We start from the raw sequence: 23,228 nt of genomic DNA, 5'->3' as shown, positions 1-23,228 counted from the left end.
GCGGGCCCCTTACTGCGGGCTGTAGGGCGACTGGCCCATGCTGGGCGGCGTGGCGGTGCGCGCGGGCGGCTGGGGTGCGAGCGGCGCCAGCGGCGCAGGTGCGGCCGCGGGCTGCACGGGCGCGGCGGACGAGGCGGGGGTGGGCAGGGGCGGCAGCACCGGCGCCTCGGACACACCGCTCATCATCGTGCTGGGCGCGGGCTGCGTGCTTTGCTGCAGCGCGCGAATGGCCTCGTAGCGGTCCACCATCAGCGCGTCGCTGGTGGCGCTGTCGCGGATCACCATGGGGCGCAGGAAGACCATCAGGTTGGTCTTCTGGCGCGTGCGCTTTTCATTGCGGAACAGCCCGCCCACCACGGGCAGGTCGCCCATCACGGGCACCTTGTCCTGGCCCAGCGCATAGCTGTCTTCCAGCAGGCCGCCGATCACGATCACGCTGCCGTCATCCACCAGCACCGTGGACTCGATGGAGCGCTTGCTCGTGGAGGGGCCGTTGGCATTGGACAGCGTGCTCTCCGCAACCTTGGAGACCTCCTGGTACATCGTGAGCTTGACGGTGCCGTTCTCGTTGATCTGTGGGCGCACGCGCAGCATCAGGCCCACGTCCTTGCGCTCCACGGTGGTGAACGGGTTGACCGCGCCGCCGCTGCCGCCGGTGTTGGCGTAGGAGCCCGTCACGAACGGCACGTTGTTGCCGATGATGATCTGCGCCTCCTCGTTGTCCAGCGTGAGCAGGTTGGGGGTGGACAGCACGTTGGCGTCGCCCGTGTTTTCCAGGAAGTTGGCCAGCGCCCCCAGGTAGTACTTGCCGTTGATGCGCGGCGCGACGGCCAGGTTCATGCCGGCGGCCGGCTTGGCATTGGCGATGGAGGTCACGTTGCCGGTGGCCGCCGCCAGCGCCAGATCCAGGATGTTGCGCCCGGCCACGCTGGAGTTGTTGCCCAGCACGCCCAGCGTGCTGCCGTAATTGCCCAGCACGCCCTGCCACTGGATGCCGAACTCGGCCACCTTGTTGGCGCTCACCTCCACGATCAGGCTCTCGATCAGCACCTGCGCGCGGCGGCCGTCCAGCTTGTCGATCACGGCGCGGATCTGGCGGTACAGCGGCTCGGGCGCGCTGATGATGAGCGAGTTGGTCGTCGGGTCGGCCTGGATGATGCCGCCGGTGGACGGCTGGTTGGCGTCGCTGCTGCCGCTGCTGCCCTGGCCCGTTCCCAGGCCCGAACTGCCCAGGCCCCCGGCATTGCCGCTGGCATTGGTGCTGTTGCCCAGGCCGCTGGTCTGGCCCAGGCCCGATGCGCCGGTCCGCGTGAGGCCGCCCGACAGGTTGCCGGTTCCCGTGCCGCCGCCGCTGCTGGTACCGCTGCCCCCCGCGCTGCCCAGCGCTGCGCGCAGGGTGGTGGCCAGCTTCACGGCGTCGGCGTTCTTCAGGTACACCACGTGGATGTTGCCGCTGGCAGCGGAGCTGCCCGGCGCGGCCGGTTGGTCCAGCTTGGCCACCAGTGAGCGCACCAGCGCCACGCGCGCCGGGTTGGCCGCGCGCACGATCAGCGCATTGCTGCGCGGCTCGGCCAGCAGCGTGGTCTTGAACGAATTGTCGGTCTGCCCCTGGGCCACGCCCTGCGCAGTGCCTGTGGCAGTGGCGCTGCCGCCCTCGATCAGGCGCGACACCAGCGGCGCCAGGTCGGTGGCGATGGCGTGCTGCAGCGGGATCACCTCCACGTCGCTGGCGTTGGAGACGTCCATGGCCGCCACGATGCGCGCCAGGCGCTGCAGGTTGTCGGCGTAGTCGGTGATCACCAGCGCGTTGTTGCCGGGGTTCACGTTGATGGTGTTGTTGGGGCTGATCAGCGGGCGCAGCACCGGCACCAGGTTGGCCGCGTTCTCGAAGTTGAGCTTGAAGATCTGCGTGACGATCTGCCCGCCCGCGGGCGTGCCGCCCGCGCCGCCCTGGGACACGCTCACGTTGCCGGTCTGCAGCTTGGCATCGGCCTCGGGCACGACCTTGTACAGGCCCGCCGACTCGACCACCGTGAAGCCCTGCAGCCGCAGCGCGGCCAGGAACTGCTGGAAGGCCGCGTTGGGCTGCACCGCGTTCTCGGTCACCAGCGTGATCTGGCCCTTCACGCGCGGGTCCACCACCACGTTCTTGCCGGTGATGGTGGCCATGGTGCGCGCCACGGCCTCGATGTCGGCGTTGGCAAAGTTCAGCGTCACCGGCTCGCTGGGCCGCACGCTGCCGGCGCGCTGCCCGGAGGTTTGTGCATGAATTTGGCTGCTAACGCCCGTCAATAAAGCGCTGGCAGCTATCAAATGAAGAGTGAACCGCAGGGGGTGGCGGGGCAAGTTGGTCATAGGGTCAACCCACGGTGATGATGGAGCGCGCGCCACTGCGCCGCCCGATGATATTCAGTAGATTCGCCAGGGCCGCCTCCCGCCCGGGCGCGGCGCTGGCCTCGCCCGTGAAGCGCAGGCGTTTGCCCACCCACTGGCCGCTGCCCGACAGCAGCAGCGCGCCCTCCAGGGTGGACAGCTGCAGCGTGGGCGCGCCGCCGCCCTGCACCTGCAGCCGGTAGCTGCCCATGGGCCGCAGCGTGGACAGGCGCGAGGACAGGCCCAGCGCATCCAGCTGCACCTGGCCCTGCATCTGCAGGCGCCCTGCGGCCCATTGCAGCGCGAACGCCTGGGTGCGCAGCTGCAGGCGGCCCTGCGGCTGCACGGTGTTCCAGGGGGTGCCCAGGCCCGCGAGCGCCGCAGCCGGCCACTGGCTCTGGCCATCGGCCACCTGGGCGCGCACGGCACCCAGGCCCAGCGCCACCTGCACCTGCAGCGGCGCGGTGGCGGGAATGCAGCAGTCGGCCGTCAGGCGGGCGCTGAGCCCGTTCCACGCGGGGCGCAGCTGCCACTGCAGCCGGCCGGGCAGGGCGGCCTGGTCCTGGCTGTCGGCGCCACCGGTCAGTACCAGGCGGGCCGAGCCGTTCCAGACGGTGCCGCGTGCCTGCTGCAGCTGCAGTTGCCCGCCGCTGGCCTGCTGCACGCCTGTGGCCAGCCAGCGCGCCGGGGCCCACAGCACCAGCGCGGGCAGCGCGCCCAGGCACACGCCGGCCACGGCCCAGCGCCAGGGCGCGCGCGGCAGTGTCAGCGAAGGGGTCGGGCGCGGGGAGCGTGGCACGGGCAGGGGGCGTGGACTATTGCGGGGGCAGCGCCAGCACCAGCGTGCCGTCCCAGCGGACGGCGGCCGCGGCGGCGTTGGCGGGCGCGGCGCTTTGCACCAGGCGGGCTTCCAGCGGCACGGCGCGCGCGGTGCTGCGCGCCTGGTTCAGCCACTGGGCAAGGGCCTCGGCGGGGGCGCCCTTGAAGGTGACGGTGGCGCGGTCGCCCGCGACGTTCATCTGCGCGGCTGCGCCCAATTGCTGCGCCAGCGTGGTCTGCAGCGTGCGCAGGGCCTCGCCGCCGGGTGGGCGGGGCGCGTCCTTGAGCTGCAGCGCTTCGGCCTGCAAGGCCTGCATGCGCTGCAGTTGCGCGTCCACGGCTGCGTGGCGCGCGCCCGAACCGCGCAACTGCTGCAGTGCGGGCGCCAGCAGCACCCACCACAGCAGGGCCAGCCCCACCACGGCCGCGGCGGCCAGCACCAGGGACTGTTCGCGCGGCGCCATGCGGCCCCAGTGGGCGCGCAGCGCGGCCAGCGCAGGGGGAACCGGCGCGGGCGAGGTCGAAGCGGGGCGGGTGTTCATGGGCGGTCCTCGGCGCGCACCAGCAGGGCGCCATCGCGCGGCTGCGCGCTCAGGCTTTCCGCGGCCAGGCGCTGGTTCATGGCGGTGAGTTCCTCGGGTGCCAGCTCCAGGCCGCGCAGGCGCAGCTCGCCATTGGCATATTCGATCTGCGTGGGCACGCGCGGCGGGGGCAGCGCGGCACCTGCGGCGGCCATGAGCGGCTCCAGGTCGCGCCGCGACACGCTGCCGGCGGCCTGGCGCAGCTGCGCCAGTTCGCGCTCCATCTGCACCGGTGCATCCACGACGACCTTGACGTGCGGGAAGGTCTGGGTCAGCGCGTTGCGCACGCCGGCCTGTTTGGCCGCCAGCGCCTGGCGGTCCTGCCACGCCCAGAGATTGAGCCCCACGACCTGCACCACCACGGCCACGGCCAGTGCCCAGCGCGCGGCCCGCCATTGGGGTGCGCGCGCAAAGGCGCTGGCGCCGCTGCCCAGCTTGCGCAGCGCGCGCGTGTGGCCGGTGCTGGCCAGGTCGAACTGCGCCAGGTCCCAGTCGCCACGCGCGGCCACCAGCGCGCGCTGGCTGGCGGTGTGCAGCTGCACCGGGCGGTTCAGCAGCCGCTCGGCCAGGGCGGCCACGGCGGGTTCGGCGCGCACGGCGGGCGGCGCATCATCGGCGGGGCGCGCCGCCAGCGCGGCGGCCGCGGCCAGCGGCAGCACGGCCACGGCCTGTTGCGGCCCGTGGCCGGTCAGCACCAGCTGGGCGTCCTCGGGAGTGCCGAGCACGTCGCATTCCTCTTGCCCGCTGGCGGTGGGGCCGGGAGCGAACTCGGGCACCACGCGGTCCACCGGCCGCCCCGCGGCTTCCAGCGCCTGCAGGGCGCCGCGCAGCCAGGCGCGGTCGCACACGGCCACCCAGGCAGGGCTGCCCGGCTGGGCGCCGGGCTGCAGCGCGAAGTGCAGTTGCGCGGGGTCGTCGAGCAGGTGTTCTTCGAGCAGTCCTTCCAGGACCGCGCGCAGCCGGCCGGCCTGGGCCGTTGCGCCCTGCGGCAGCGTTACCTGCTGCCATGACAGCGCGCGCGCAGGCACCACGGCCACGATCTCGCCGGCGCGGCCCGGGTCGGGCAGCAAGGCGGCGGTGGTGCTGGCGTGGCGGGTGGCGGTGTGGCCGTCGGCCGTGAGCGTGTAGCTGTATTCGGCGGCGGGCCCCGGCGTTCCCAGGGGCAGGGTTAGGACAAGGGTGCTCATGAATGGGTTAACAGACCATTTTAGGGGCGTGATGTGACGCTTCGTGCCAAGGCGGCCGGTCAGCGCGCACCAGCGGCCGCAGTGCCGGGAGCCGTCGTGCGCACGAGGCCGCCGCGTTCGCGCCACAGCGTGCGCACGTCCCCGCGCTGTTTGTAGACCAGCGAGCGCTCTTCGACCACGGCCATGTCCAGGCGCAGTCGCCCGCGCACTTCGAAGTAGCTGGACGACACCGTATGCACCGTGGCCGAGATGCGGCTGGAGTTGCCCAGCAGCTTGGCGGCGTCGGCCTCGCTGCGGAAGTGGTTGGAGTCGCGTGCCTGCACCAGGCGCTGCGCCTCGGCCATGTCCAGCCCGTCGGCGCTGGCCCACAGCACCACGGCGCTGGCGGTGTTGAGGTTGACCTTGGTGCGCACGGGCAGCAGCGTGACGTAGGGCGCGAGCGCATCCACGCTGCGCTGCGGCAGGCCCCACCACCCCAGTTGCGCCACGCTTTGCGGCAGCAGCGGCGCGGCGCTCGCGGTGTCACTGTCCTTGGCCTCGGCGCGCAGCATCTGCCGCGCCAGCATGTCCAGCTGTGCGCGCGGCAGCCCGAGGTATTCGAAGAGCCGCTGGAATTGCCGCAGCGCCGTGGCGTCCACCTGCCCCTCGTTGGCCAGGTTGCGCAGGTTCAGCAGGGCCTGCAGGTCGGTGATCTGGCCCGACAGGAAGGCGTTGGTGGTGTCGGTGCTCGCGTCTTCCACCTGGGCCACGTTGCGGTCGGCCGCGAGGAACGTGGACAGGCGCGCTTCTTCCAGCGGCACCGACCAGGGTTCGGAGAGGTTGTCGGTGCCGTCGCCGCTGCGGGCAATGGAGTCTTCGCGCAGGATCAGGCGGGACCAGTCCAGCGCACCGATCAGGATCCACGCCGACTGGATACGTGCGCGCTCGGCGGTTTCGACTGCGATGGCGCGCCACTGCTGCCACATGGCCGCGGCCGCGAACGTGGCGACCAGCGTCACGGTGAGCATGGCGGCCAGCAGCGCGGCGCCGGCTTGATGAAAAACACCCCGAGGGGCTTTGCGTCCACCCACCGCTCCCGTTACGCGGGCGGGGCGGCGGCACCAGTGCGTCGGGACGACCCTGACACGGCGGCCCTCGCCCGGTGCGCGCCAGTCGCGTGTGTCGGAGGCGGCGGGCAGGGCGGCGGATAGCGGGCAGGAATCGGTCACGACTTGCCTCCACCCAGCAGCGGATTGGCCCAGTCCCGCGTGACCACGCCCGAGAGTGCGCCACCCGGCGGCAGCGTGAGCTGCAGGCGCACCCCCTCGGGGATGCTGGCGGCGGCGCTGCTCAGCCCGCCGACCGTGCGCGGTGCGCTGGCGCTGGTATCGGTGGACAGCGCATTGGCCCAGGCGCCGCTGCGGTAGTAGTACAGCTGCCAATTGGCCAGCGGCATCAGCACGGTTTCCTGCCGGCGCTCGGCCTCGCCGGGTGTGCGCGCCCACTGGGCTGCGCGCTGCCAGGCGGCATTCCATTCCGCGCGGGTGCGCACCGGGGGGGACTGCCAGCGCAGCCAGCGGGCGGTGCCGTCCACGCTGCGCCGCGCCCAGGCGACGACCAGCGCACCCTCGTCGGGCTGGCGCGTGCCGCGCCGCGTGAGGCGCAGCACCTGGCCGTCCCAGGCGATGGGTTCGGTATGGTCGATGGCCTGCAGGGCATCCAGGTCGGCCGCCCACTGGGCCAGCACGGTCTGCAGCACCAGCAGCTCGTCGGTGCGCTCGCGCGTGAGCTGTTGCGAGCGCGCCATGCCATCCAGCCCGCGCCAGCTGGCGATGGCGAGCAGCGCCATTACCGCGATGGCCACGAGCAGCTCCACCAGCGTGAAGCCGCGCAGCGTACGGTGGCGCACCTTAGCCGTGTGCTGTCTGTCGCATAGGGCGCATGCTACGCAACGGGCGCTACCCAGCTCAGCAGCAGCCGTGGAGCGGGCTTGGCCCGGCCACCGGCTGCGTCCCACTTCCCGCGCGTAGCGCGAGAGAAGGGGGAAGCGGCGTGGCCGCTCAGGGGGTTGTTGCATATCAATACCGCCCCACGATGGTGGACAGCCGCAGCACGGGCAGCGCGGCCTCGAAGACCTGCGCGTCCACGCGACGGAACTGTGGATTGGGCGTGGGCGAAACCGTCACCGCCACGTCGTAGCGCCGACCCGCCTGCTCGCAGGCCACGCGCGTGTCGCCGATGGACGGCATCTGCGACGACAGGCGTACCCGGCTCAGTTCGTTCTCGGCGCACAGGTGGGCCAGCACCACGTCGGTCTGGCGCGCGGCGTTGCGCGTGAGGGCGGAGGTGGCCTGCAGCCCTGCCATGAGGGCGATGGCGACGATGCCCAGTGCCACCAGCACCTCCACCAGCGTGAAGCCGCGCGCCGCGCCGCGCCGGCGCCGCGCCCCCGTGCCCGTTCGCGCGCGGTGGCTCATGGCAGCGCCTGCACGGCAAACGGGCGCAGCCCGTCGGTGGCCACGCGCACCGCGCGGTCGGGGTGCGCGCCGCTCACGATCACCACTTGTTGCGGGCCGATGAGGGGTTCCGGCCCCAGCCACAGTTCCGCAGGGCCCTGCACGCCGGTGGCGCTGTCCAGCCAGCGGTTGGGCAATGTGTCGGGCGGCACGCCCTCGAAGCGAAAGCCCTGGGCATCGGCACGCCAGCGCACCGCCGCGCCGGAGGCGCGCGATTGCGCGCGCGCCGACTCCAGCAGCGCTGCCAGCCGCTCGCCTTCGCGCTGCAGTTGGGTGGCGCCGCTGTCGCGCAGTGCCAGGCCCACGCCGGCGGTCGCCAGGGCGATGATGGAAATGACCACCAGCAATTCAAGGATCGTAAAACCCCGCTGGGCGACGGCTGCGCGGCTTTGCCTGTCTCGCCTGCTGCGCAAGGGACGGGGGGAGAAGCCGGCGCGGCGTAGTGGCGCGGCCGGCCGAGGCCCCTGCGCGGCGTCCGCTGGGCTGGGGTGTACCCGTGTCATGCGTAGGATGGCGCCGGCGCCGGGCCCTGCGGCTTACTGCCAGCTGCCGATGTCGGCATCCTTGCCCTCGCCGCCGGACTGGCCATCGGCGCCGAAGGACATCACGTCCACCTCGCCCTTGATGCCGGGGCTCAGGTACTGGTAAGGGCGGCCCCAGGGGTCGTTGGGCAGCTTCTCCAGGTAGGGGCGCCAGTTGTTCGGCACCGGGCCGGCGCCCGGTTTGGCGATCAGCGCCTGCAGGCCCTGTTCGGCTGTGGGATAGCGCTGGTTGTCCAGGCGATAGAGCTTGAGCGCCTGCATGATGTTGGTGACGTCGGTGCGCGCGGCCGTGCTGCGGGCGTCGTCGGCGCGGTCCAGCACGTTGGGCACGATCAGCGCGGCCAGCACGCCGATGATGACCAGCACCACCATGAGCTCGATCAGGGTGAAGCCCGCGGACAGGCGACGGCGGGCGCGGTGCGCGAGGGAGGAGGGGCTGGGCTGCATCTCGAAGCGGCGACTCGGAATGGACATATCCGGTCAATCATAATCGTGCAATGGTGACAAACACATACGGCCGCTGGGCCCCGCGCCTGGCCACGCTGCTGCTCTGGGCGCTGGCGGGCGCGACTGCTGTCTATTGGGGGTTGAAGCTGTCCGCAAGCCCGGCCGGCACGGCGCCGGCGGCCGCGGCGCCCGAGCCGGTGGTGACCGACACGCAGGCGCTCGCGCGCCTGCTCGGGGCCAGCCCGGTGCTGGCGGCCGCCGAGGCGGCACCCTCCGCAGCCAGCCGCTTCGTGCTCATGGGCGTGCTGGCCGGCACGGCCAGCGGCGGCGGCGCCGCGCTGATCGCGGTGGACGGCAAGCCGGCCAAGCCCTACCGCGTGGGCGCGAATGTGGAGCCGGGGCTGGTGCTGCAGTCCCTGGGCAAGGGCGCTGCGCGGCTGGGGGCGTCGATGGACGGCGCCACGACGCTGGCGCTGGAGATGCCGCGCAAGCGGCCCTGACCTGGCGGGGATCCCGCGCCGGCGGGGGACTGCATATCCGACGGGAGCGCCCATAACCTAACCGCGCGCCGGTGCTGCCTGCGGTTGGCCCTTCAGTGGCAGAAGTACCGTGGTCCAGGCGCCGTAGCCCGGAGCCGATTGCGGCCATTCATGGGACAGCGGCATGCGTGCGGCGCCGTGCGTCAGCAGCCAGTGCACGCAGCGGGCCACCCCGGCATGCGTGATCCAGACCACATCGCCACCGCCGGCGTGCGCCTGGGCCGCGGCCTCGTCCAGCGCGGCGGACACGCGCGTGAGCATGGCCGCCAGGGGCTCGCCGCCGCCGGGCGCATGGTGGCCGAAGCGCGTGGTCCAGGCGTCGATGTCCGCACGGGCGATGTCGGTCCACGCGCGGCCCTCCCACTGGCCGAAGTCCATCTCGGTGATGCGGGGCTCAGCCTTTGAAGCCAAATCGGCCCGCAGGGCAAGCAGGTCCTGCGCAAGCAGCTCACATCTTTGTAGCGGAGAGTGGTGCAGGGCGGCCAGACGGGGTGGCAGCGCCTGTGCCAGCAGGCGTGCGCTCTCGCGGCTATGGCGCACGTCGGCGGCAACGTCCAGGCGGCCGTAGCACAGGCCGGGCGCTACCTTGGGGCGCGCATGGCGCACCAGCCACAGGCGCGGCGCGCTCATGCCGCCCGTTGCGCCAGCGCGATGGCCGCGCCCAGATAGAAGCCGATCTCGCCCACCTGCTGCGTGGCGCCTAGGCAGTCGCCGGTAAAGCCCTGCAGTCGACGCGCAAAGCGCCACAGCATCCAGGCCGCACCGGCGGCGCTGGTCAGCAGGCTTGCTATCAATACCGAAGCGCCCAGCGCTTGATATACAAGCGCTAGCGCCGGAAAACACCACAAGGCCGCGGCCGCCAGCGCACGTACGGAGATCTGGTCCGCCAGCGGCTTGCTCTTGGACGTGGCCGTATCGCCCACATGCGGCAGCGCGCGCACGATGACGAGCGGCCACAGGCGCGACAGCACATGCCCCCCCGCCAATGCCGCCAGCGCACTGGACAAGCCGAGGTGGCCGAGCTGCGCCAGCAGGGCCACCTTGGCCAGCAGCGCCAGCACCAGCGCCATGGCCCCGAAGGCGCCGATGCGCGAGTCCTTCATGATCTCCAGCGCGCGCTCGGGCTGGTAGGCGCCGCCCAGTCCGTCGGCTACGTCGGCCAGGCCGTCCTCGTGGAAGCCCCCGGTCACCAGCACCGTGGCGATGGTGCAGCCCACCGCCGCCGCCAGCGGTGCAAAGCCCGCGCCGCCCAGCCCCAGCCACAGTGCCGCATAGCTGCCCACCGCCACGGCGGCCACCAGCCAGCCCACACCGGGGAAATGTGCGCTGCTGGCGCGCAGCATCGCAGGGCTGTAGCCCACCCACGTGGCCAGCCGGCCCGTGACGGGGATGCGCGTGAAGAACTGCACGGCCAGCAGATAGTGGCGCAGGGTCTGCATGAATACTATCGAATCAATAGCTGCTAGCGCTTGATGCGCGGGCGCTGGAGGCCAAAATGGCTTGCATCAGGCGCCGTTGGCCTGCAGGAACAGGCGGTAGGCCGGGTTCTGCGTTTCCTCGACATAGGGGTAGCCCAGCGTCTGCAGGAAGGCATCGAACTGCGCTGCGTCGTCGGCCGGCACCTGCATGCCCACGAGGATGCGCCCATAGTCCGCGCCCTGGTTGCGGTAGTGGAACAGCGAGATGTTCCAGGTGGGCTGCATCAGGCTCAGGAACTTGAACAGCGCGCCGGGGCGCTCGGGGAAGGTGAAGCGCATCAGCCGCTCGTCGCGCGCCAGCGCCGAATGGCCGCCGACGAGGTGGCGCAGGTGCTCCTTGGCCAGTTCGTCGTGCGTGAGGTCCAGCGCGTCGAAGCCATGCTTGTGGAAGTTGCGCGCGATCTTCTCGGACTCGCCGCGGCCCGTGGTGGACAGGCCCACGAACACATGGGCGCGCCGCTCGTGGCTGATGCGGTAGTTGAACTCGGTCACGTTGCGCGGTCCGCCGGGCAGGGCCCCCACCACCTCGCAAAAGCGCTTGAAGCTGCCGCGCTCCTCGGGGATGGTGACGGCGAACAGGGCTTCGCGTTCCTCGCCCACCTCGGCGCGCTCGGCCACGAAGCGCAGCCGGTCGAAGTTCATGTTGGCGCCGCACAGGATGGCGGCGTAGGTTTCGCCCTTGGTCTTGTGCTTGGCCACGTACTGCTTGATGGCGGCCACGGCCAGGGCGCCCGCGGGCTCCACGATGCTGCGCGTGTCCACGAAGATGTCCTTGATCGCGGCGCAGACGGCATCGGTGTCGACGATCACGTAGTCGTCCACCAGGTTCTGCGCGACGCGGAAGGTTTCCTCGCCCACCAGTTTCACGGCCGTGCCGTCGGAGAACAGGCCCACGTCCGGCAGCGTGACGCGCTGATGCGCCTTGACCGATTGCGCCATGGCGTCCGAGTCGTTCATCTGCACGCCGATGACCTTGATGCCAGGGCACACGGCCTTGATGTAGTTGGACACGCCAGCGATCAGCCCCCCCCCGCCGATGGCGACGAACACGGCATCCAGCTTGCCGCCCAGCTGCTGCACCTGCCGCAGGATCTCCATGGCGATCGTGCCCTGGCCGGCGATCACGTCCGGGTCGTCGAAGGGGTGCACGAAGGTCAGGCCTTCTTCCTTTTGCAGCTGCGCGGCGCGTTCGTAGGCGTCGGAATAGCTCTCGCCGCTCAGCACCACTTCGCCGCCCAGCGTCTTCACCGCATCGATCTTGAGCTGCGGCGTGGTGGTGGGCATCACGATCACGGCGCGCGTGCCCAGCTTGCTGGCGCTCATCGCCACGCCCTGCGCGTGGTTGCCGGCCGAGGCGCAGATCACGCCGCGCGCCAGCTGCTCGGGCGAGAGCTGCGCCATCTTGTTGTAGGCGCCGCGCAGCTTGAAGCTGAAGACGGGCTGCTGGTCCTCGCGCTTGAGCAGCACCTTGTTGTGCAGCCGCCGCGACAGGGCGCGGGCGGGCTGCAGGTCGGACTCCACCGCCACGTCATAGACACGCGCGGTGAGGATCTTTGTGAGGTAATCGAACGGGGTGAGAGGCTGGGTCATGGTGCAAACCGGCGGGCGGCGCTGCCGTGCGGACGGGGCGTCCAGGGCGCGCTCAGCCGGGCGCACATCATAGGACGGCGCGCCCGCAGGGTTAGGGACGGCTCACCGCAGGGCAAAAAAAAGCCCCAAGCGGTAAAGCCTGGGGCTGAATCCATCCTTTGAGGAGATGGAGGAGACAATCGGTGCGAACCCCGCTGTGCGAACAGTGCGAAGCGGGTAACGCATGGGCGAATTGTAGCGCTGCGGTTGTTGCGTTGCAGCAAAATCGCACCTGCGTTCATCATTTGCTACAGATTCACCCTGATTTTTGGAGAAAAACAACATGGAATGCACCGTCAGCTGGACCGGCAACGCCGGCACGCGCTCCGGCATGGGCTTTGTTGCGGAGACCGGCAGCGGCCATGTGCTGGCCATGGACGGGGCGCCCGACGCCGACCGTCCCGAGAACGGCGGCCAGAACCTGGCCCCGCGTCCCATGGAGACCGTGCTGGCCGGCACGGGCGGCTGCACGGCCTACGACGTGGTGCTGATCCTCAAGCGCGGGCGGCACGATGTGCGCGGCTGTAGCGTGAAGCTCACCTCCGAGCGGGCGCAGGTCGATCCCAAGGTGTTCACCAAGATTCACATGCAGTTCACGGTGACCGGGCGCGGCATTCCGCCGGCGGCCGTGGAGCGTGCCATCGCCATGAGCCATGAGAAATACTGCTCGGCCAGCATCATGCTGGGCAAGACCGCGCAGATCACGACGGGCTTTGAGATCGTCGAGGCCTGAGGCGCGGCGGGACGTACTAGATGTGATGTGCAGTCGTCGTCATGATCTTGGCGGCGGCTTTCATCAGCCAACGCGCCGGGGGCGGTAGAGGAAGTGCGCCCGCCGCCTGCGCCTGGGCCGCGTGGCGTTCCTCATCCCGCTGCATGCGGTCGACGATGGCGCGCGAGGGCAGGTCCGCCTCCGGCAGGCGGCGCAGGTGCCCTTGCAGATGGGCGGATACCTGCCGCTCCGTCTCCACCACAAAACCCAGACTGGCCTGGTCGCTGACCCGGGCCGCCACCAGACCGATGGCGAAGGCGCCAGCGAACCACAAGGGGTTGAGGAGACTGGGCCGGCTCCCCAGGGCGTCGAGCCGCTCGCGGGTCCAGGCCAGGTGGTCGGTCTCCTCGCGCGCCGCGGCCAGGAGATCGCTGCGCAGCTGGGGGGCGCGGGTCACGCACGACTGGGCCATGTACAAGCCCTGGGCACACACCTCCCCGACATGGTTGACGCGCATCAACGCGCTGGAGAGACGCCTTTGCTCGACGGACAGGTCCACCGCAGGCAGGGAGCGTGCCGGTGAGGGTTCTCCCGCTCTTGGACGAGCGAACAAGGTTCGCAGGGCACTATCTGCGGCGATGAGGAGTGTGTCCATGGGTAACAAAAACGTTGTTTACGCGCACGTAATGGCGCAGGTAACGCAAAAACCGTACGGTAAGTGCTTACTCGGAGCAACAATAAGACGGTTTTGCTGCCGTTTTGGCCATGTTGCGGTACAGCAACGAAAACCCGCTTTTGGCCCGATTCTGAGGGATTTCCTTTGCGAAACCTGGCGGGCTCTGTTGCAATAGGGCCAACTTCCCCACCAGGAGGTTGGCCCGGGGAACCGGCGGGGCTGTGCGTGAGCCGCACATCCAAGTCCTCTACGATCCGGGGCCCTCTGTTTAACCTTGGAGTAACTCGCAATGAAAAAATCCCTGATTGCCCTGGCAGTGCTGGCTGCTTCCGGCGCCGCAATGGCCCAATCCTCCGTGACGCTGTTCGGTATCATCGACACGAACGTCGGTTACGTGAACAACGTCGCCACCGCTGGCGGCGGCGACACCAACAAGTATGGCCTGGGCACCAGCGGCGCTTCTACGAGCCGTCTGGGCTTCCGCGGCGTGGAAGACCTGGGTGGCGGTCTGAAGGCCGGCTTCTGGCTGGAAGGCGAAATCTTCGGCGACGACGGCAATGCGTCCGGCTTCAACTTCAAGCGTCGCAGCACGGTGCAACTGGCCGGCAGCTTCGGTGAAGTGCGCCTGGGCCGTGACGAGGTTCCCACCTACTCCAAGGCTAGCTCGTACGACCTGTTCAACCAGGCCGGCATTGGCCAGTTCATGGGCTGGAGCGCCTGGGGCGGCAGCAACCAGACGGCCGCCAACGGCAACAACGACGCCAACGGCGCGCGTTCGAGCAACATGGTCAGCTACTACACGCCTAACTTCAGCGGCTTCACCGCCGGCCTGGGCTATGGCTTTGACGAGAAGTCTGACGCGGACAACGACAAGAAGGGCCGTTACGTTGGCGGCTTCGTGGCCTATGACAATGGCCCTCTGAGCGTGACCCTGGCCTATGACGAGAAGAGCGCCCTGACCGTGAATGGCCTGAAGGGCGTGGATCGTAATGTCCTGACGCTGGGCGCTTCCTACAACCTGAACGTTGTGAAGCTGGTCGGTATTGCACAGCAGACCAAGGATGACCGTCCTGGCCTGTCCAAGGGCAAGAACAACGCCTACATGCTGGGCGCATCCGCTCCCGTGGGCGCTGGCGAAGTCAAGCTGCAGTACGCTCTGTACGACCAGAAGGTCATCGACTCCAAGGCTCACCAGATCAGCCTGGGCTATATCCACAACCTGTCCAAGCGCACCTCGCTGTACGGCACCGTGGCATACATCAATAACAAGGACGCTTCCAGCCTGGGTCTGGTTGCCAAGGGTCTGGGCAACACCGGCATCGCCGTTGGCGACAACCAGACTGGCGTGCAAGTGGGTATCCGCCACTCCTTCTAATCTCGGGCTGGCGTGAGGCCAGCTTGGATAAAGAAGACAAAACCGCTGCCTTCGGGCAGCGGTTTTTTTTCGTCTGCGGTTTGGTGTCTCTTGTGCGACGATTTTTCGGGTTAACCCCTGTGGCTGTAAAGCGATGGGCCCTTGCCCCTGCTCGGCGGGTTTTCAACAATGAAGCCTCCTCGCTTCCTGCCAAGAACACGATTTGGCCGCAGGGCCCCTGGTGGAGGAGAAGTCGAGTGTTGTGAAGGGAGTGGCGCACGTCCAGTGAGCGAGTTCATCAAGGCGTGGCTGCGAATCGTGAGCCGGTTATCAATCCAAGAGGAGTCTGTTGTATGCAAAAGAAAATTGTGGCTGCCCTGGCGCTGTGCGGCGCGGGCGTGGCAATGGCCCAGTCCGCCGGTACCAGCAAGGTGAGCTGTGGGGTATCGTGGATGCCGCCGTGCGCCACACCAACAACGAAGGTGCCGGCAAGGATGGCCTGACGAAGATGATCGGTGGCGGCATGTCGCAAAGCCGCTGGGGTATCAATGTGGAGGAGGACCTGGGTGGCGGGTCCAAGGCCCTGGTGGTGCTGGAAAACCGTCTCAATGCCGATGACGGCAGTGTTTCCACCCCCTTCTTCCAACGGTCCTATCTGGGTCTGCAAGGCCCTTATGGCCGCCTGACTGCCGGACGTCAGTGGAATGTCCTGTTCGACGTGGTGACCAGCACCTACGCTTCGTTCCCGTACTCCCCCTACATGGAAGCCTACAAGCCTGAGTTGGGAATGGCCATGGGCGCGCGTACCAGCAACATGCTGAAGTACACCTTCGCAACGCCGGACCGCAGCTTCGTAGGCTCGCTGCAATATTCATTTGACGAGAACAACGACACCAAGGCATTGGAAGCTGGCCTGCCTGCCTCGGCGGCGCAAGTGCCTGCCTACGTTGCAGGCACCCTGGGTGGTGGCGCCTGGAAGACGGCTGGCGGCTACCTGCGCTACTCCGCGAGCGGGTTTGCCGTCGGCGGCGGCTACATGCGCACGACGCTGCCAGGCGGCACCGACGTAGACGCCTGGACTCTGGGCGGTTCGTACCGCACGGGTCCGTGGTACTTCAGTGCAGGCTATGGCCTGAACAAGGCGAAATACGCTACGGTGACCAACCCGATCCAGGGTTTCCGTAACCTCGTAGACGGAGCGATCCTGGGGCAATTCTGGGCCGGCCAGACCAATGGCGGCTTCCAGCCGGGCGACGCCAACAAGCGGCAGCTGTTCAAGGTGGGCGTGGGCTATCAGTTGACGCCTCAGCTCAACCTGGGCGCGCACTACTTCCGCGGTAAGCAGTCGGGCTCGGCCACGGGTGCTTCCAACGGCAACGCCAACTTCTACGTGGCCGTGGCGGACTATGCCTTCAGCAAGCGCACCGATGCCTATTTCGGCGTGGACCACACCAGCATCAGCGGCGGCAGCGCGGTCGTGCTGGATGCGGCGAGCGGCGCACGCAGCCGTACCGGCATCACCGTGGGTGTCCGCCATCGCTTCTAACGCGCATTGAGTGGGGAGGGGAAGGGTCCTTGTGGGCCCGCCCCGATTTCAAACAACCTCCTTCGGGAGGTTGTTTTTTTCCCGAAGTACGGTTTTTGCCCCGCCGAGCGTAGATACGCAGTCCGGGCATTGGTTTTGCATCAGCACTGCGGATGAATGGCGGCGCATCTACGATGCACCATTTCAGGGATTTCCCTTTGCCAGTGGCCACGGCCACGCTGCCATAGTCGCTCCTTTCTATAAAAGAGGGTTCCCATGCGAATCAATGCCTTGATCCTTTCTCTTGCGGCGGTCTGCGCGGCGGCTGTGGTTCCAGCGGCGCATGCCAAGACCTTCAAGTGGGCCAGCCAGGGCGAAATCGCCACCTGGGATATCCACTCCCAAAACAACGCGCTGCAAAACGCCATCCATTCGTATGTGTACGAAAGCCTGGTCTACTACAACAGCCGTACCTTCGAGGTCGAGCCCATGCTGGCGACGGCGTGGCGAGAGGTCAGCCCCACACAAGTGCGTTTCACGCTGCGCCAGGGCGTGAAGTTCCACGATGGTTCCGCCTTCACCGCCGATGACGCCGTGTACTCGCTGCAGCGCGCCATGTCCAAGACCTCGAACTACACGCCGTATGTGCAAGGCATCGACAAGGTGGTGAAGGTGGATGCGCAGACCATCGACATCTTCCTCAAGTCGCCCAACCCCGTGCTGCTGCGCCAGATGACCGAGCTGCGCATGATGAGCAAGGCCTGGGCCGAGAAGAACCGATCGGTGGAGCCGAAGGACATCAAGGGCACCGATGAGAACTTCGCCCATCGCAACGCCATGGGCACGGGTCCCTATACGCTGGAGACATGGCAACCCGACGTGAAGATGGTCTTCAAGCGCAATCCGAACTGGTGGGGCCAGATGGAAGGCAACGTGACCGAGATCGTCTACACCCCCATCAAGTCGGCCGCCACGCGCATTGCCGCCCTGCTGTCGGGTGAGGTGGACCTGGTGCTGGACCCATCACCGCAGGATCTGCCCCGCCTGCGCTCGTCGGGCACCATCAAGGTGGTGGACGGGCTGGAGAACCGTACCATCTTCCTGGGCATGGACCAGTTCCGGGATGAACTCGTGGGCTCCAACATCAAGGGCAAGAACCCCTTGAAGGACCTGCGCGTGCGCAAGGCGCTGTACCAGTCCATCGACGCCAATGCCCTCACGCGCAACATCCTGCGCGGCCTGGGCAAGCCGACGGGTACCCTGGTGGCGCCGCAGGTCGCAGGCTGGTCGGAGGCCGTGGGCAAGCGCATGCCCTACGACGTCGAGGCCGCGAAGAAGCTGCTGGCCGAGGCCGGCTATGCCGACGGTTTCGAGGTGGACTTCGCCTGCCCCAACAACCGCTACATCAACGACGAGGCCATCTGCCAGGCGGTCACCGCCATGTGGGCGCGCATCGGTGTGAAAGCCAAGCTGCGTACGCTGCCGCTGGTGACCTACTTTCCCATGATCCAGCGCAGCGAAGCGAGCATCTACATGCTGGGTTGGGGCGTGCCGACCTTTGACGCGCTGTACAGCCTGCAATCGCTGGTGCGCAGCGTGGGCACTGGTGGCGATGGCAACTACAACGTGGGCCGCTACCGCAATGAGCGCATGGACTACCTGGTGGACCGCATCAAGGCCGAGACGGACGCTCCGGTGCGCGCGCGCATGCTGACCGAGGCGCTGCAGCTCTCCAACGACACGGTCTCGCATCTGCCGCTGTACGACCAGGTCATCCCATGGGCCATGAAGAAGAATGTGGAGCTGGTGCATCGCGCCGACAACCGCATCGACATGCGCACCGTCAAGGTCCAGTGAGCGGCCGTGCCATAAAGTATCGCCTGCGTGCGGAAAGCCCCCGCGCAGGCGAACCACGGCCAGGCTAAGCACCCGGCCGCTGCGGGGACGAGCCTTGGCTGCGCCCCGATGCCTGCTAGCATGGCCCGACATCTTGCAATAGCCCGAGAATGCTTGCCTTCATCCTGCGCCGACTTATCCAGGCCGTGATCGTCATGGTCGCCGTGGCCTTCATCTCGTTCATGCTGTTCCAGTTCGTGGGCGACCCCGTGGTCTTCCTGCTGGGGCAGGACGCCACGCCCGAGCAGATCACCGAGATGCGTGCTGCCCTGGGGTTGGACCAGCCATTCATCGTGCAGTTCTGGCACTTTCTGGTGAATGCGGCGCAGGGCGAATTCGGGCTGTCCCTGCGCCAGGGGGCCAAGGTCTCGCGGCTGATCGCCGAGCGCTTCCCGGCCACGCTGGAGCTGGCGCTGGTGGCCGCCTTCATCGCCCTCGCGGTGGGCATGCCCATGGGGGTGTATGCGGCGCTCAAGCGCGGCACCTTCACCAGCCAGGTGTTCATGACGCTGTCGTTGCTGGGTGTGTCGCTGCCTACGTTCCTGATCGGCATTTTGCTGATCCTGGTGTTCTCGGTCACGCTGGGATGGTTCCCCAGTTTCGGGCGCGGTGATGTCACGCAGCTGGGCTGGTGGAGCACGGGTTTGCTCACGGCCAAGGGTTGGCACCACATCACGCTGCCGGCCATCACGCTCGCCATCTTCCAGCTCACGCTGATCATGCGCCTGGTGCGCGCCGAGATGCTGGAAGTGCTGCGCACCGACTACATCAAGTTCGCCCGTGCGCGTGGCCTGACCGACCGCGCCATCCACTTTGGCCATGCGCTCAAGAACACGCTGGTGCCGGTGATGACCATCACCGGCCTGCAACTGGGCGGCCTGATTGCGTTTGCCATCATCACCGAGACGGTGTTCCAGTGGCCCGGCATGGGCCTGCTGTTCATCCAGGCCGTGACCTTTGCCGACATTCCCGTGATGGCCGCTTACCTCTGCCTGATCGCGCTGATCTTCGTGGTCATCAACCTGGTGGTGGACCTGCTGTACTTCGCCGTGGACCCGCGCCTGCGCGTGGGCGGCAAGGCGGGAGGGCACTGACATGCAGGCCGTACAGCAGCGCTTGAAGGCAGGCGGACGCGCTTTCGCGCACATCGCGCAGTACCACCCGGAGCTCACCGCATTCCGCCGCGACCTGCATGCCCACCCCGAGCTGGGCTTTGAAGAGGTCTACACCAGCGCCCGTGTGCGCGAGGCGCTGCGGCACGCAGGCGTGGACGAGGTGCACGAAGGCATCGGCCGTACCGGCGTGGTGGGCATCATCCACGGCCAGGGCCGCAGCAGCGGCAGCATGATCGGTCTGCGGGCCGACATGGACGCGCTGCCCATGGCCGAGCACAACGATTTCGCCTGGAAGTCCTGCAAGAGCGGCCTGATGCATGGCTGCGGCCATGATGGGCACACGGCCATGCTCGTGGGTGCAGCGCGCTACCTGGCGGCCACGCGCCATTTCGACGGCACGGCGGTGCTGATCTTCCAGCCCGGCGAGGAAGGCCTGGGCGGTGCGCGCGTGATGATCGAGGACGGGCTCTTCGAGCGCTTTCCCGTGCAGTCGGTGTACGCCATGCACAACTGGCCGGCCATGCGGCCCGGCACCGTGGGTATCAACAGCGGCGCCATGATGGCGGCGGCCGACCGCGTCACGATCGAAGTGACCGGGCGCGGCGGCCACGGTGCGCATGCGTACCAGACGGTGGACGTGGTGCTGGTAGCCGCGCACATCGTCACCGCCGTGCAGGGGATCGTCTCGCGCAACGTGCGGCCGCTGGAGAGCGCAGTCATCAGCCTGTGCGCGGTGCAGGCGGGCGACCTGGGCGCGTTCAGCGTGCTGCCGGGCACGGCCACGCTGGTGGGTACGGTGCGCACGTTCGACCCTGCCGTGCAGGAGATGGTGGAGCGCCGCATCAAGGAGCTGTGCAACGCCATCGCACTGGGCTTTGGCGCTACCGCCACCGTTCGCTACGAGCGCATCTACCCTGCCACCATCAACACCGAGAGCGATGCGCGCTTCGCAGGCGACGTGGCTGCGTCGTTGGTGGGCGAAGAAAACGTGGACCGCGACCTGGAGCCGAGCATGGGCGCGGAGGACTTCTCCTTCATGCTGCAGGCCCGCCCCGGCGCCTACCTGCGCCTGGGGCAGGGCATGGGCGCTGGCAACAGCACCTTGCACAACAGCCGCTACGACTTCAATGACGACGTGCTGCCCCTGGGCGCGGCCCTGCATGCCGGCCTGGTCGAGCAGGCCATGCCCCTGGGGCAAGCGCAGTGAGACCGCACGGTACAGCAGCATGATGCGGAGCACGATCTGGATGCGAAATATGGCCCTGGCGCTTGTACTGCAAGCGCTGGCGGCTATATTTTTGGTAGCTAATGCGCAAACCATCCGTGTGGCCAACCAGGGCGATGCGCTGTCGATGGACCCACATGCGCTCAATGAATCGCTGCAGCTCAGCCTGACCGGCAATGTGTACGAGCCTCTGGTGGGACGCAACAAGGATCTGAGCCTGGTGCCTGCGTTGGCGCTGGCCTGGCGTGCGACCACCCCCACCGTATGGCGCTTCGAGTTGCGCCGCGGCGTGTCCTTCCACGACGGTGCGCTTTTCACGGCCGACGATGCGGTGTTTTCGCTGCGGCGCGCGCAGTCCGACGGCTCGGACATGCGCAGTTACCTGAGCGGCGTGCGCGAGGTGCGCAAGCTGGACGCGCACACCATCGAGATCGAAACCCGCGAGCCCACGCCGCTGCTGCCGGCCCTGCTGTCGCACGTCTACATGATGAGCCAGCGCTGGAGCGAGGCGCAGGGCATCGCGCAGGTAGGCGACGCGCGCGGAGCCGCGGGGCAGGCCGCCGCGCTGCGCGCCAACGGCACGGGGCCGTTCCGCCTGGCCGAGCGTCGCCCGCAGCAGCGCACCGTGTTCGAGCGCAACATGCGCTACTGGGGCACCATCGAGAGCAACGCACGCCAGATCGTCTTCCTGCCCATTCCGGACAACGAGGCGCGCGTGGCCGCGCTGCTGGCCGGCCGCGTGGACGTGATGGAGCCCGTGCCTGTGCAGGACATCGAACGCGTGAGCGCCGCCGGACTGGTGCGCGTGGTCACGGGGCCCGAGTTGCGCACGCTGTTCCTGGGCATGGACCAGCACAGCGACGAGCTGCCGTACGCCAGCGTGCGCGGCGCCAACCCCTTCAAGGACCGGCGCGTGCGCCAGGCTTTCTACCAGGCCATCGACATTGATGCGCTCATCAAGAACGTGATGCGCGGCGCCGCCACGCCCGCCGCGCTCATCGTGGGACCGGGCGTCAATGGCTTTCAGCCCGACGTCAAGCGGCTGCCGCACGACGTGGCGGCCGCGCGCGCGCTCATGGCGCAGGCCGGCTATGGCGAGGGCTTCGCGCTCACGCTGGACTGCCCCAGCGACCGCTATGTGAACGACGCGGCGCTGTGCACCGCCATCGCTGCACAGCTGGCGACCCTGCAGGTGCGCGTGACCGTGCGCGCGGAGCCCAAGGCGCAGTACTACCCGCGCATCCTGCGACGCGACGCGGGCTTCTACCTGATGGGCTGGACGCCCTCCACCTACGACGCACACGGAGCGCTGAACGCGCTGGCAGCCTGCCCGCGCGGCGAGGGCGCGGGCCACTTCAACCTGGGGGGCTATTGCAACCCGCGGCTGGATGCGCTGCTGCTGCAGGTCCAGACGCAGACCGACAAGACCCGGCGCGATGCGCTGCTGCGCGAGGCTTTGCTGCTGCAGGCCGCCGACATTGCCTACATCCCGCTGCACCAGCAGGCCTTGGCCTGGGGCGTGTCCAAGAAGATCCGCCTGGTGCAGATGACCGACAACACCATGCCTTTCAAGTGGATGGGCGTGGGCCCCTGACCGTACGACCTTGCCGCCTTCCCCCTTTTTTGCCCTGACCCTTCGCCCATGAAACAAACGCTCTTGCGCTGGTACGACAGCGACGTGGCCCACAGCTTTCGCACCTCGCCCGTGGCCATCATCGCGGCGCTGATTGCCGCCGTGTGCGTGTTCTGCTCCATCTTTGCCGGCTGGGTGGCGCCACACAACCCGTTCGACTTGAGCACGCTGGAGCTGTCGGACGCGCGCTTGCCGCCCGTGTGGCAGGCCGAAGGCACCTGGAAGTACGCCCTGGGCACCGATGACCAGGGCCGCGACATCCTTTCGGCGCTGATCTACGGCGCGCGCATTTCGCTGGTGGTGGGCCTGGCCTCCGTGGCGCTGTCGGTCGTCGTGGGCGTGGCGCTGGGGTTGGTGGCGGGCTTTCGCGGCGGATGGGTGGACGGCGTGCTCATGCGCCTGTGCGACGTGATGCTGTCGTTTCCCGCCATCCTGATCGCGCTGCTGATTGCCGGCGTGGGGCGTGCGGTGTTCCCCAACGCGCCCGATTCGCTGGCCTTCGGCGTGCTGATCCTGTCGATCTCGCTCACGGGCTGGGTGCAGTACGCGCGCACCGTGCGCGGCTCCACGCTGGTGGAGCGCAACAAGGAATACGTGCAGGCCGCGCGCGTCACCGGCGTTTCGCCGCTGCGCATCATGCGCAAGCATGTGCTGCCCAATGTGCTGGGGCCGGTCATGGTGCTGGCCACCATCCAGGTGGCCACTGCCATCATTACCGAAGCCACGCTGTCCTTCCTGGGAGTGGGCGCGCCGCCCACGTCGCCCTCGCTGGGCACGCTGATCCGCATCGGCAACGACTACCTGTTCTCCGGCGAGTGGTGGATCACTGTCTTCCCCGGCGTGATGCTGGTGCTGATCGCGCTGTCCGTGAACCTGCTGGGCGACTGGCTGCGCGATGCACTCAACCCGCGCCTGCGCTGAAATGGAACACCTCCTGAGTCGCTTTGCGCCTTCTCCCCGCTCTCGCATGGCTGCGCCATGCGGGCAGGGGGGCGCAGCCCT

The 23,228-nt window shown here is 68.4% G+C and carries 22 protein-coding genes and 1 pseudogene; 9 read left to right on the top strand and 14 right to left on the bottom strand.

What is annotated here, in order from left to right; genetic code table 11:
- Positions 1-9 precede the first annotated feature (9 nt).
- The 9 genes from gspD to gspG form a co-directional block, all read right to left on the bottom strand.
- A complete protein-coding gene (gene gspD / locus I3K84_RS09675) occupies positions 10-2,355 on the bottom strand; it encodes a type II secretion system secretin GspD (protein WP_196995992.1) in 2,346 nt (781 codons plus the stop codon).
- Positions 2,356-2,359: 4 nt separating this feature from the next.
- Complete coding sequence (gene gspN / locus I3K84_RS09670; RefSeq protein ID WP_196995991.1) at positions 2,360-3,172, bottom strand: type II secretion system protein N; 813 nt, start codon at positions 3,170-3,172, stop codon at positions 2,360-2,362.
- Positions 3,173-3,188: 16 nt separating this feature from the next.
- Positions 3,189-3,734, bottom strand: coding sequence for a type II secretion system protein GspM (gene gspM, locus I3K84_RS09665; RefSeq protein WP_196995990.1), 546 nt, complete (start codon positions 3,732-3,734; stop codon positions 3,189-3,191).
- Positions 3,731-4,960 carry a type II secretion system protein GspL gene (gene gspL / locus I3K84_RS09660; protein ID WP_047349125.1) on the bottom strand — a complete coding sequence of 410 codons (1,230 nt, stop codon included), beginning with the start codon at positions 4,958-4,960 and terminating at the stop codon, positions 3,731-3,733. Before gspL ends, gspM begins: the two co-directional genes overlap by 4 nt.
- A 59-nt stretch (positions 4,961-5,019) precedes the next feature.
- Complete coding sequence (gspK, locus tag I3K84_RS09655) at positions 5,020-5,967, bottom strand: type II secretion system minor pseudopilin GspK (RefSeq protein WP_231403474.1); 948 nt, start codon at positions 5,965-5,967, stop codon at positions 5,020-5,022.
- 197 nt (positions 5,968-6,164) lie between these two features.
- A complete protein-coding gene (locus I3K84_RS09650) occupies positions 6,165-6,848 on the bottom strand; it encodes a type II secretion system protein J (protein WP_196995988.1) in 684 nt (227 codons plus the stop codon).
- A gap of 169 nt (positions 6,849-7,017) precedes the next feature.
- A complete protein-coding gene (gene gspI, locus I3K84_RS09645) occupies positions 7,018-7,416 on the bottom strand; it encodes a type II secretion system minor pseudopilin GspI (protein WP_196995987.1) in 399 nt (132 codons plus the stop codon).
- Complete coding sequence (locus I3K84_RS09640) at positions 7,413-7,958, bottom strand: Tfp pilus assembly protein FimT/FimU (protein ID WP_196995986.1); 546 nt, start codon at positions 7,956-7,958, stop codon at positions 7,413-7,415. The genes gspI and I3K84_RS09640 overlap by 4 nt, the downstream gene beginning before the upstream one ends.
- Before the next feature lie 33 nt (positions 7,959-7,991).
- The gene (gspG, locus tag I3K84_RS09635; protein WP_172209150.1) at positions 7,992-8,444 is read right to left on the bottom strand and encodes a type II secretion system major pseudopilin GspG; all 453 of its coding nucleotides are present in this window, start codon (positions 8,442-8,444) and stop codon (positions 7,992-7,994) included.
- A gap of 50 nt (positions 8,445-8,494) precedes the next feature.
- On the opposite strand from gspG, the gene I3K84_RS09630 reads away from it, so the two are divergent.
- Positions 8,495-8,944, top strand: coding sequence for a type II secretion system protein N (locus I3K84_RS09630; protein ID WP_011804128.1), 450 nt, complete (start codon positions 8,495-8,497; stop codon positions 8,942-8,944).
- 57 nt (positions 8,945-9,001) lie between these two features.
- Here I3K84_RS09630 and I3K84_RS09625 read toward each other — a convergent pair whose 3' ends face one another.
- From I3K84_RS09625 to I3K84_RS09610, 4 genes are all read right to left on the bottom strand, one after another.
- Entirely contained in the window at positions 9,002-9,613 is a 612-nt protein-coding gene (locus I3K84_RS09625; protein WP_196995985.1) for a histidine phosphatase family protein, read from the bottom strand.
- Positions 9,610-10,422 (bottom strand): adenosylcobinamide-GDP ribazoletransferase, encoded by an 813-nt coding sequence (locus tag I3K84_RS09620; RefSeq protein WP_196995984.1) that lies wholly within the window; start codon positions 10,420-10,422, stop codon positions 9,610-9,612. Before I3K84_RS09620 ends, I3K84_RS09625 begins: the two co-directional genes overlap by 4 nt.
- Before the next feature lie 66 nt (positions 10,423-10,488).
- Positions 10,489-12,051 carry a threonine ammonia-lyase, biosynthetic gene (gene ilvA / locus I3K84_RS09615; RefSeq protein ID WP_196995983.1) on the bottom strand — a complete coding sequence of 521 codons (1,563 nt, stop codon included), beginning with the start codon at positions 12,049-12,051 and terminating at the stop codon, positions 10,489-10,491.
- Positions 12,052-12,153: 102 nt separating this feature from the next.
- A complete protein-coding gene (locus I3K84_RS09610) occupies positions 12,154-12,375 on the bottom strand; it encodes a hypothetical protein (protein WP_196995982.1) in 222 nt (73 codons plus the stop codon).
- Between I3K84_RS09610 and I3K84_RS09605 the strand changes: the two genes are divergently transcribed.
- Positions 12,374-12,823 (top strand): OsmC family protein, encoded by a 450-nt coding sequence (locus I3K84_RS09605; protein ID WP_011804132.1) that lies wholly within the window; start codon positions 12,374-12,376, stop codon positions 12,821-12,823. The genes I3K84_RS09610 and I3K84_RS09605 overlap by 2 nt on opposite strands.
- A gap of 16 nt (positions 12,824-12,839) precedes the next feature.
- Here I3K84_RS09605 and coq7 read toward each other — a convergent pair whose 3' ends face one another.
- The gene (gene coq7, locus I3K84_RS09600) at positions 12,840-13,457 is read right to left on the bottom strand and encodes a 2-polyprenyl-3-methyl-6-methoxy-1,4-benzoquinone monooxygenase (RefSeq protein WP_196995981.1); all 618 of its coding nucleotides are present in this window, start codon (positions 13,455-13,457) and stop codon (positions 12,840-12,842) included.
- A gap of 310 nt (positions 13,458-13,767) precedes the next feature.
- On the opposite strand from coq7, the gene I3K84_RS09595 reads away from it, so the two are divergent.
- The 7 genes and pseudogenes from I3K84_RS09595 (at position 13,768) to I3K84_RS09565 (ending at position 23,147) form a co-directional block, all read left to right on the top strand.
- The gene (locus tag I3K84_RS09595; RefSeq protein WP_196995980.1) at positions 13,768-14,853 is read left to right on the top strand and encodes a porin; all 1,086 of its coding nucleotides are present in this window, start codon (positions 13,768-13,770) and stop codon (positions 14,851-14,853) included.
- 383 nt (positions 14,854-15,236) lie between these two features.
- A pseudogene (locus I3K84_RS09590) lies at positions 15,237-16,378 on the top strand (porin).
- Positions 16,379-16,633: 255 nt separating this feature from the next.
- Complete coding sequence (locus I3K84_RS09585) at positions 16,634-18,214, top strand: ABC transporter substrate-binding protein (protein ID WP_103738133.1); 1,581 nt, start codon at positions 16,634-16,636, stop codon at positions 18,212-18,214.
- A 149-nt stretch (positions 18,215-18,363) separates the two neighbouring features.
- Positions 18,364-19,347, top strand: a complete 984-nt coding sequence (locus I3K84_RS09580) for an ABC transporter permease (protein WP_012655668.1) — start codon at positions 18,364-18,366, stop codon at positions 19,345-19,347.
- Between the two features lies 1 nt (position 19,348).
- Positions 19,349-20,575, top strand: a complete 1,227-nt coding sequence (locus I3K84_RS09575) for a M20 aminoacylase family protein (protein WP_088887584.1) — start codon at positions 19,349-19,351, stop codon at positions 20,573-20,575.
- A gap of 40 nt (positions 20,576-20,615) precedes the next feature.
- Positions 20,616-22,187, top strand: coding sequence for an ABC transporter substrate-binding protein (locus I3K84_RS09570; RefSeq protein ID WP_196995979.1), 1,572 nt, complete (start codon positions 20,616-20,618; stop codon positions 22,185-22,187).
- A 48-nt stretch (positions 22,188-22,235) separates the two neighbouring features.
- Complete coding sequence (locus tag I3K84_RS09565; protein ID WP_011804140.1) at positions 22,236-23,147, top strand: ABC transporter permease; 912 nt, start codon at positions 22,236-22,238, stop codon at positions 23,145-23,147.
- The last annotated feature ends 81 nt before the right edge of the window (positions 23,148-23,228 follow it).

Origin of the sequence: Diaphorobacter sp. JS3051 (genome assembly GCF_015832135.1) — a bacterium.
GTDB classification, from domain to species: Bacteria; Pseudomonadota; Gammaproteobacteria; order Burkholderiales; family Burkholderiaceae_C; genus Diaphorobacter; species Diaphorobacter nitroreducens.
The sequence above is the reverse complement of the archived record's forward strand: the minus strand, read 5'-3'. Positions and strand labels throughout refer to the sequence as shown.

Bases quoted from the DNA above. Each gene is read 5' to 3' on its own strand.
- I3K84_RS09640 (WP_196995986.1), bottom strand. From the start codon at position 7,958: ATGACACGGGTACACCCCAGCCCAGCGGACGCCGCGCAGGGGCCTCGG.
- I3K84_RS09630 (WP_011804128.1), top strand. From the start codon at position 8,495: ATGGTGACAAACACATACGGCCGCTGGGCCCCGCGCCTGGCCACGCTG.
- I3K84_RS09585 (WP_103738133.1), top strand. From the start codon at position 16,634: ATGCGAATCAATGCCTTGATCCTTTCTCTTGCGGCGGTCTGCGCGGCG.
- I3K84_RS09595 (WP_196995980.1), top strand. From the start codon at position 13,768: ATGAAAAAATCCCTGATTGCCCTGGCAGTGCTGGCTGCTTCCGGCGCC.
- gspI (WP_196995987.1), bottom strand. From the start codon at position 7,416: ATGAGCCACCGCGCGCGAACGGGCACGGGGGCGCGGCGCCGGCGCGGC.
- gspL (WP_047349125.1), bottom strand. From the start codon at position 4,960: ATGAGCACCCTTGTCCTAACCCTGCCCCTGGGAACGCCGGGGCCCGCC.
- I3K84_RS09565 (WP_011804140.1), top strand. From the start codon at position 22,236: ATGAAACAAACGCTCTTGCGCTGGTACGACAGCGACGTGGCCCACAGC.
- gspM (WP_196995990.1), bottom strand. From the start codon at position 3,734: ATGAACACCCGCCCCGCTTCGACCTCGCCCGCGCCGGTTCCCCCTGCG.
- gspG (WP_172209150.1), bottom strand. From the start codon at position 8,444: ATGCAGCCCAGCCCCTCCTCCCTCGCGCACCGCGCCCGCCGTCGCCTG.
- I3K84_RS09610 (WP_196995982.1), bottom strand. From the start codon at position 12,375: ATGTTGTTTTTCTCCAAAAATCAGGGTGAATCTGTAGCAAATGATGAA.
- I3K84_RS09625 (WP_196995985.1), bottom strand. From the start codon at position 9,613: ATGAGCGCGCCGCGCCTGTGGCTGGTGCGCCATGCGCGCCCCAAGGTA.
- I3K84_RS09620 (WP_196995984.1), bottom strand. From the start codon at position 10,422: ATGCAGACCCTGCGCCACTATCTGCTGGCCGTGCAGTTCTTCACGCGC.
- I3K84_RS09605 (WP_011804132.1), top strand. From the start codon at position 12,374: ATGGAATGCACCGTCAGCTGGACCGGCAACGCCGGCACGCGCTCCGGC.
- coq7 (WP_196995981.1), bottom strand. From the start codon at position 13,457: ATGGACACACTCCTCATCGCCGCAGATAGTGCCCTGCGAACCTTGTTC.
- gspK (WP_231403474.1), bottom strand. From the start codon at position 5,967: ATGCTCACCGTGACGCTGGTCGCCACGTTCGCGGCCGCGGCCATGTGG.
- ilvA (WP_196995983.1), bottom strand. From the start codon at position 12,051: ATGACCCAGCCTCTCACCCCGTTCGATTACCTCACAAAGATCCTCACC.
- I3K84_RS09575 (WP_088887584.1), top strand. From the start codon at position 19,349: ATGCAGGCCGTACAGCAGCGCTTGAAGGCAGGCGGACGCGCTTTCGCG.
- I3K84_RS09570 (WP_196995979.1), top strand. From the start codon at position 20,616: ATGCGAAATATGGCCCTGGCGCTTGTACTGCAAGCGCTGGCGGCTATA.
- gspD (WP_196995992.1), bottom strand. From the start codon at position 2,355: ATGACCAACTTGCCCCGCCACCCCCTGCGGTTCACTCTTCATTTGATA.
- I3K84_RS09580 (WP_012655668.1), top strand. From the start codon at position 18,364: ATGCTTGCCTTCATCCTGCGCCGACTTATCCAGGCCGTGATCGTCATG.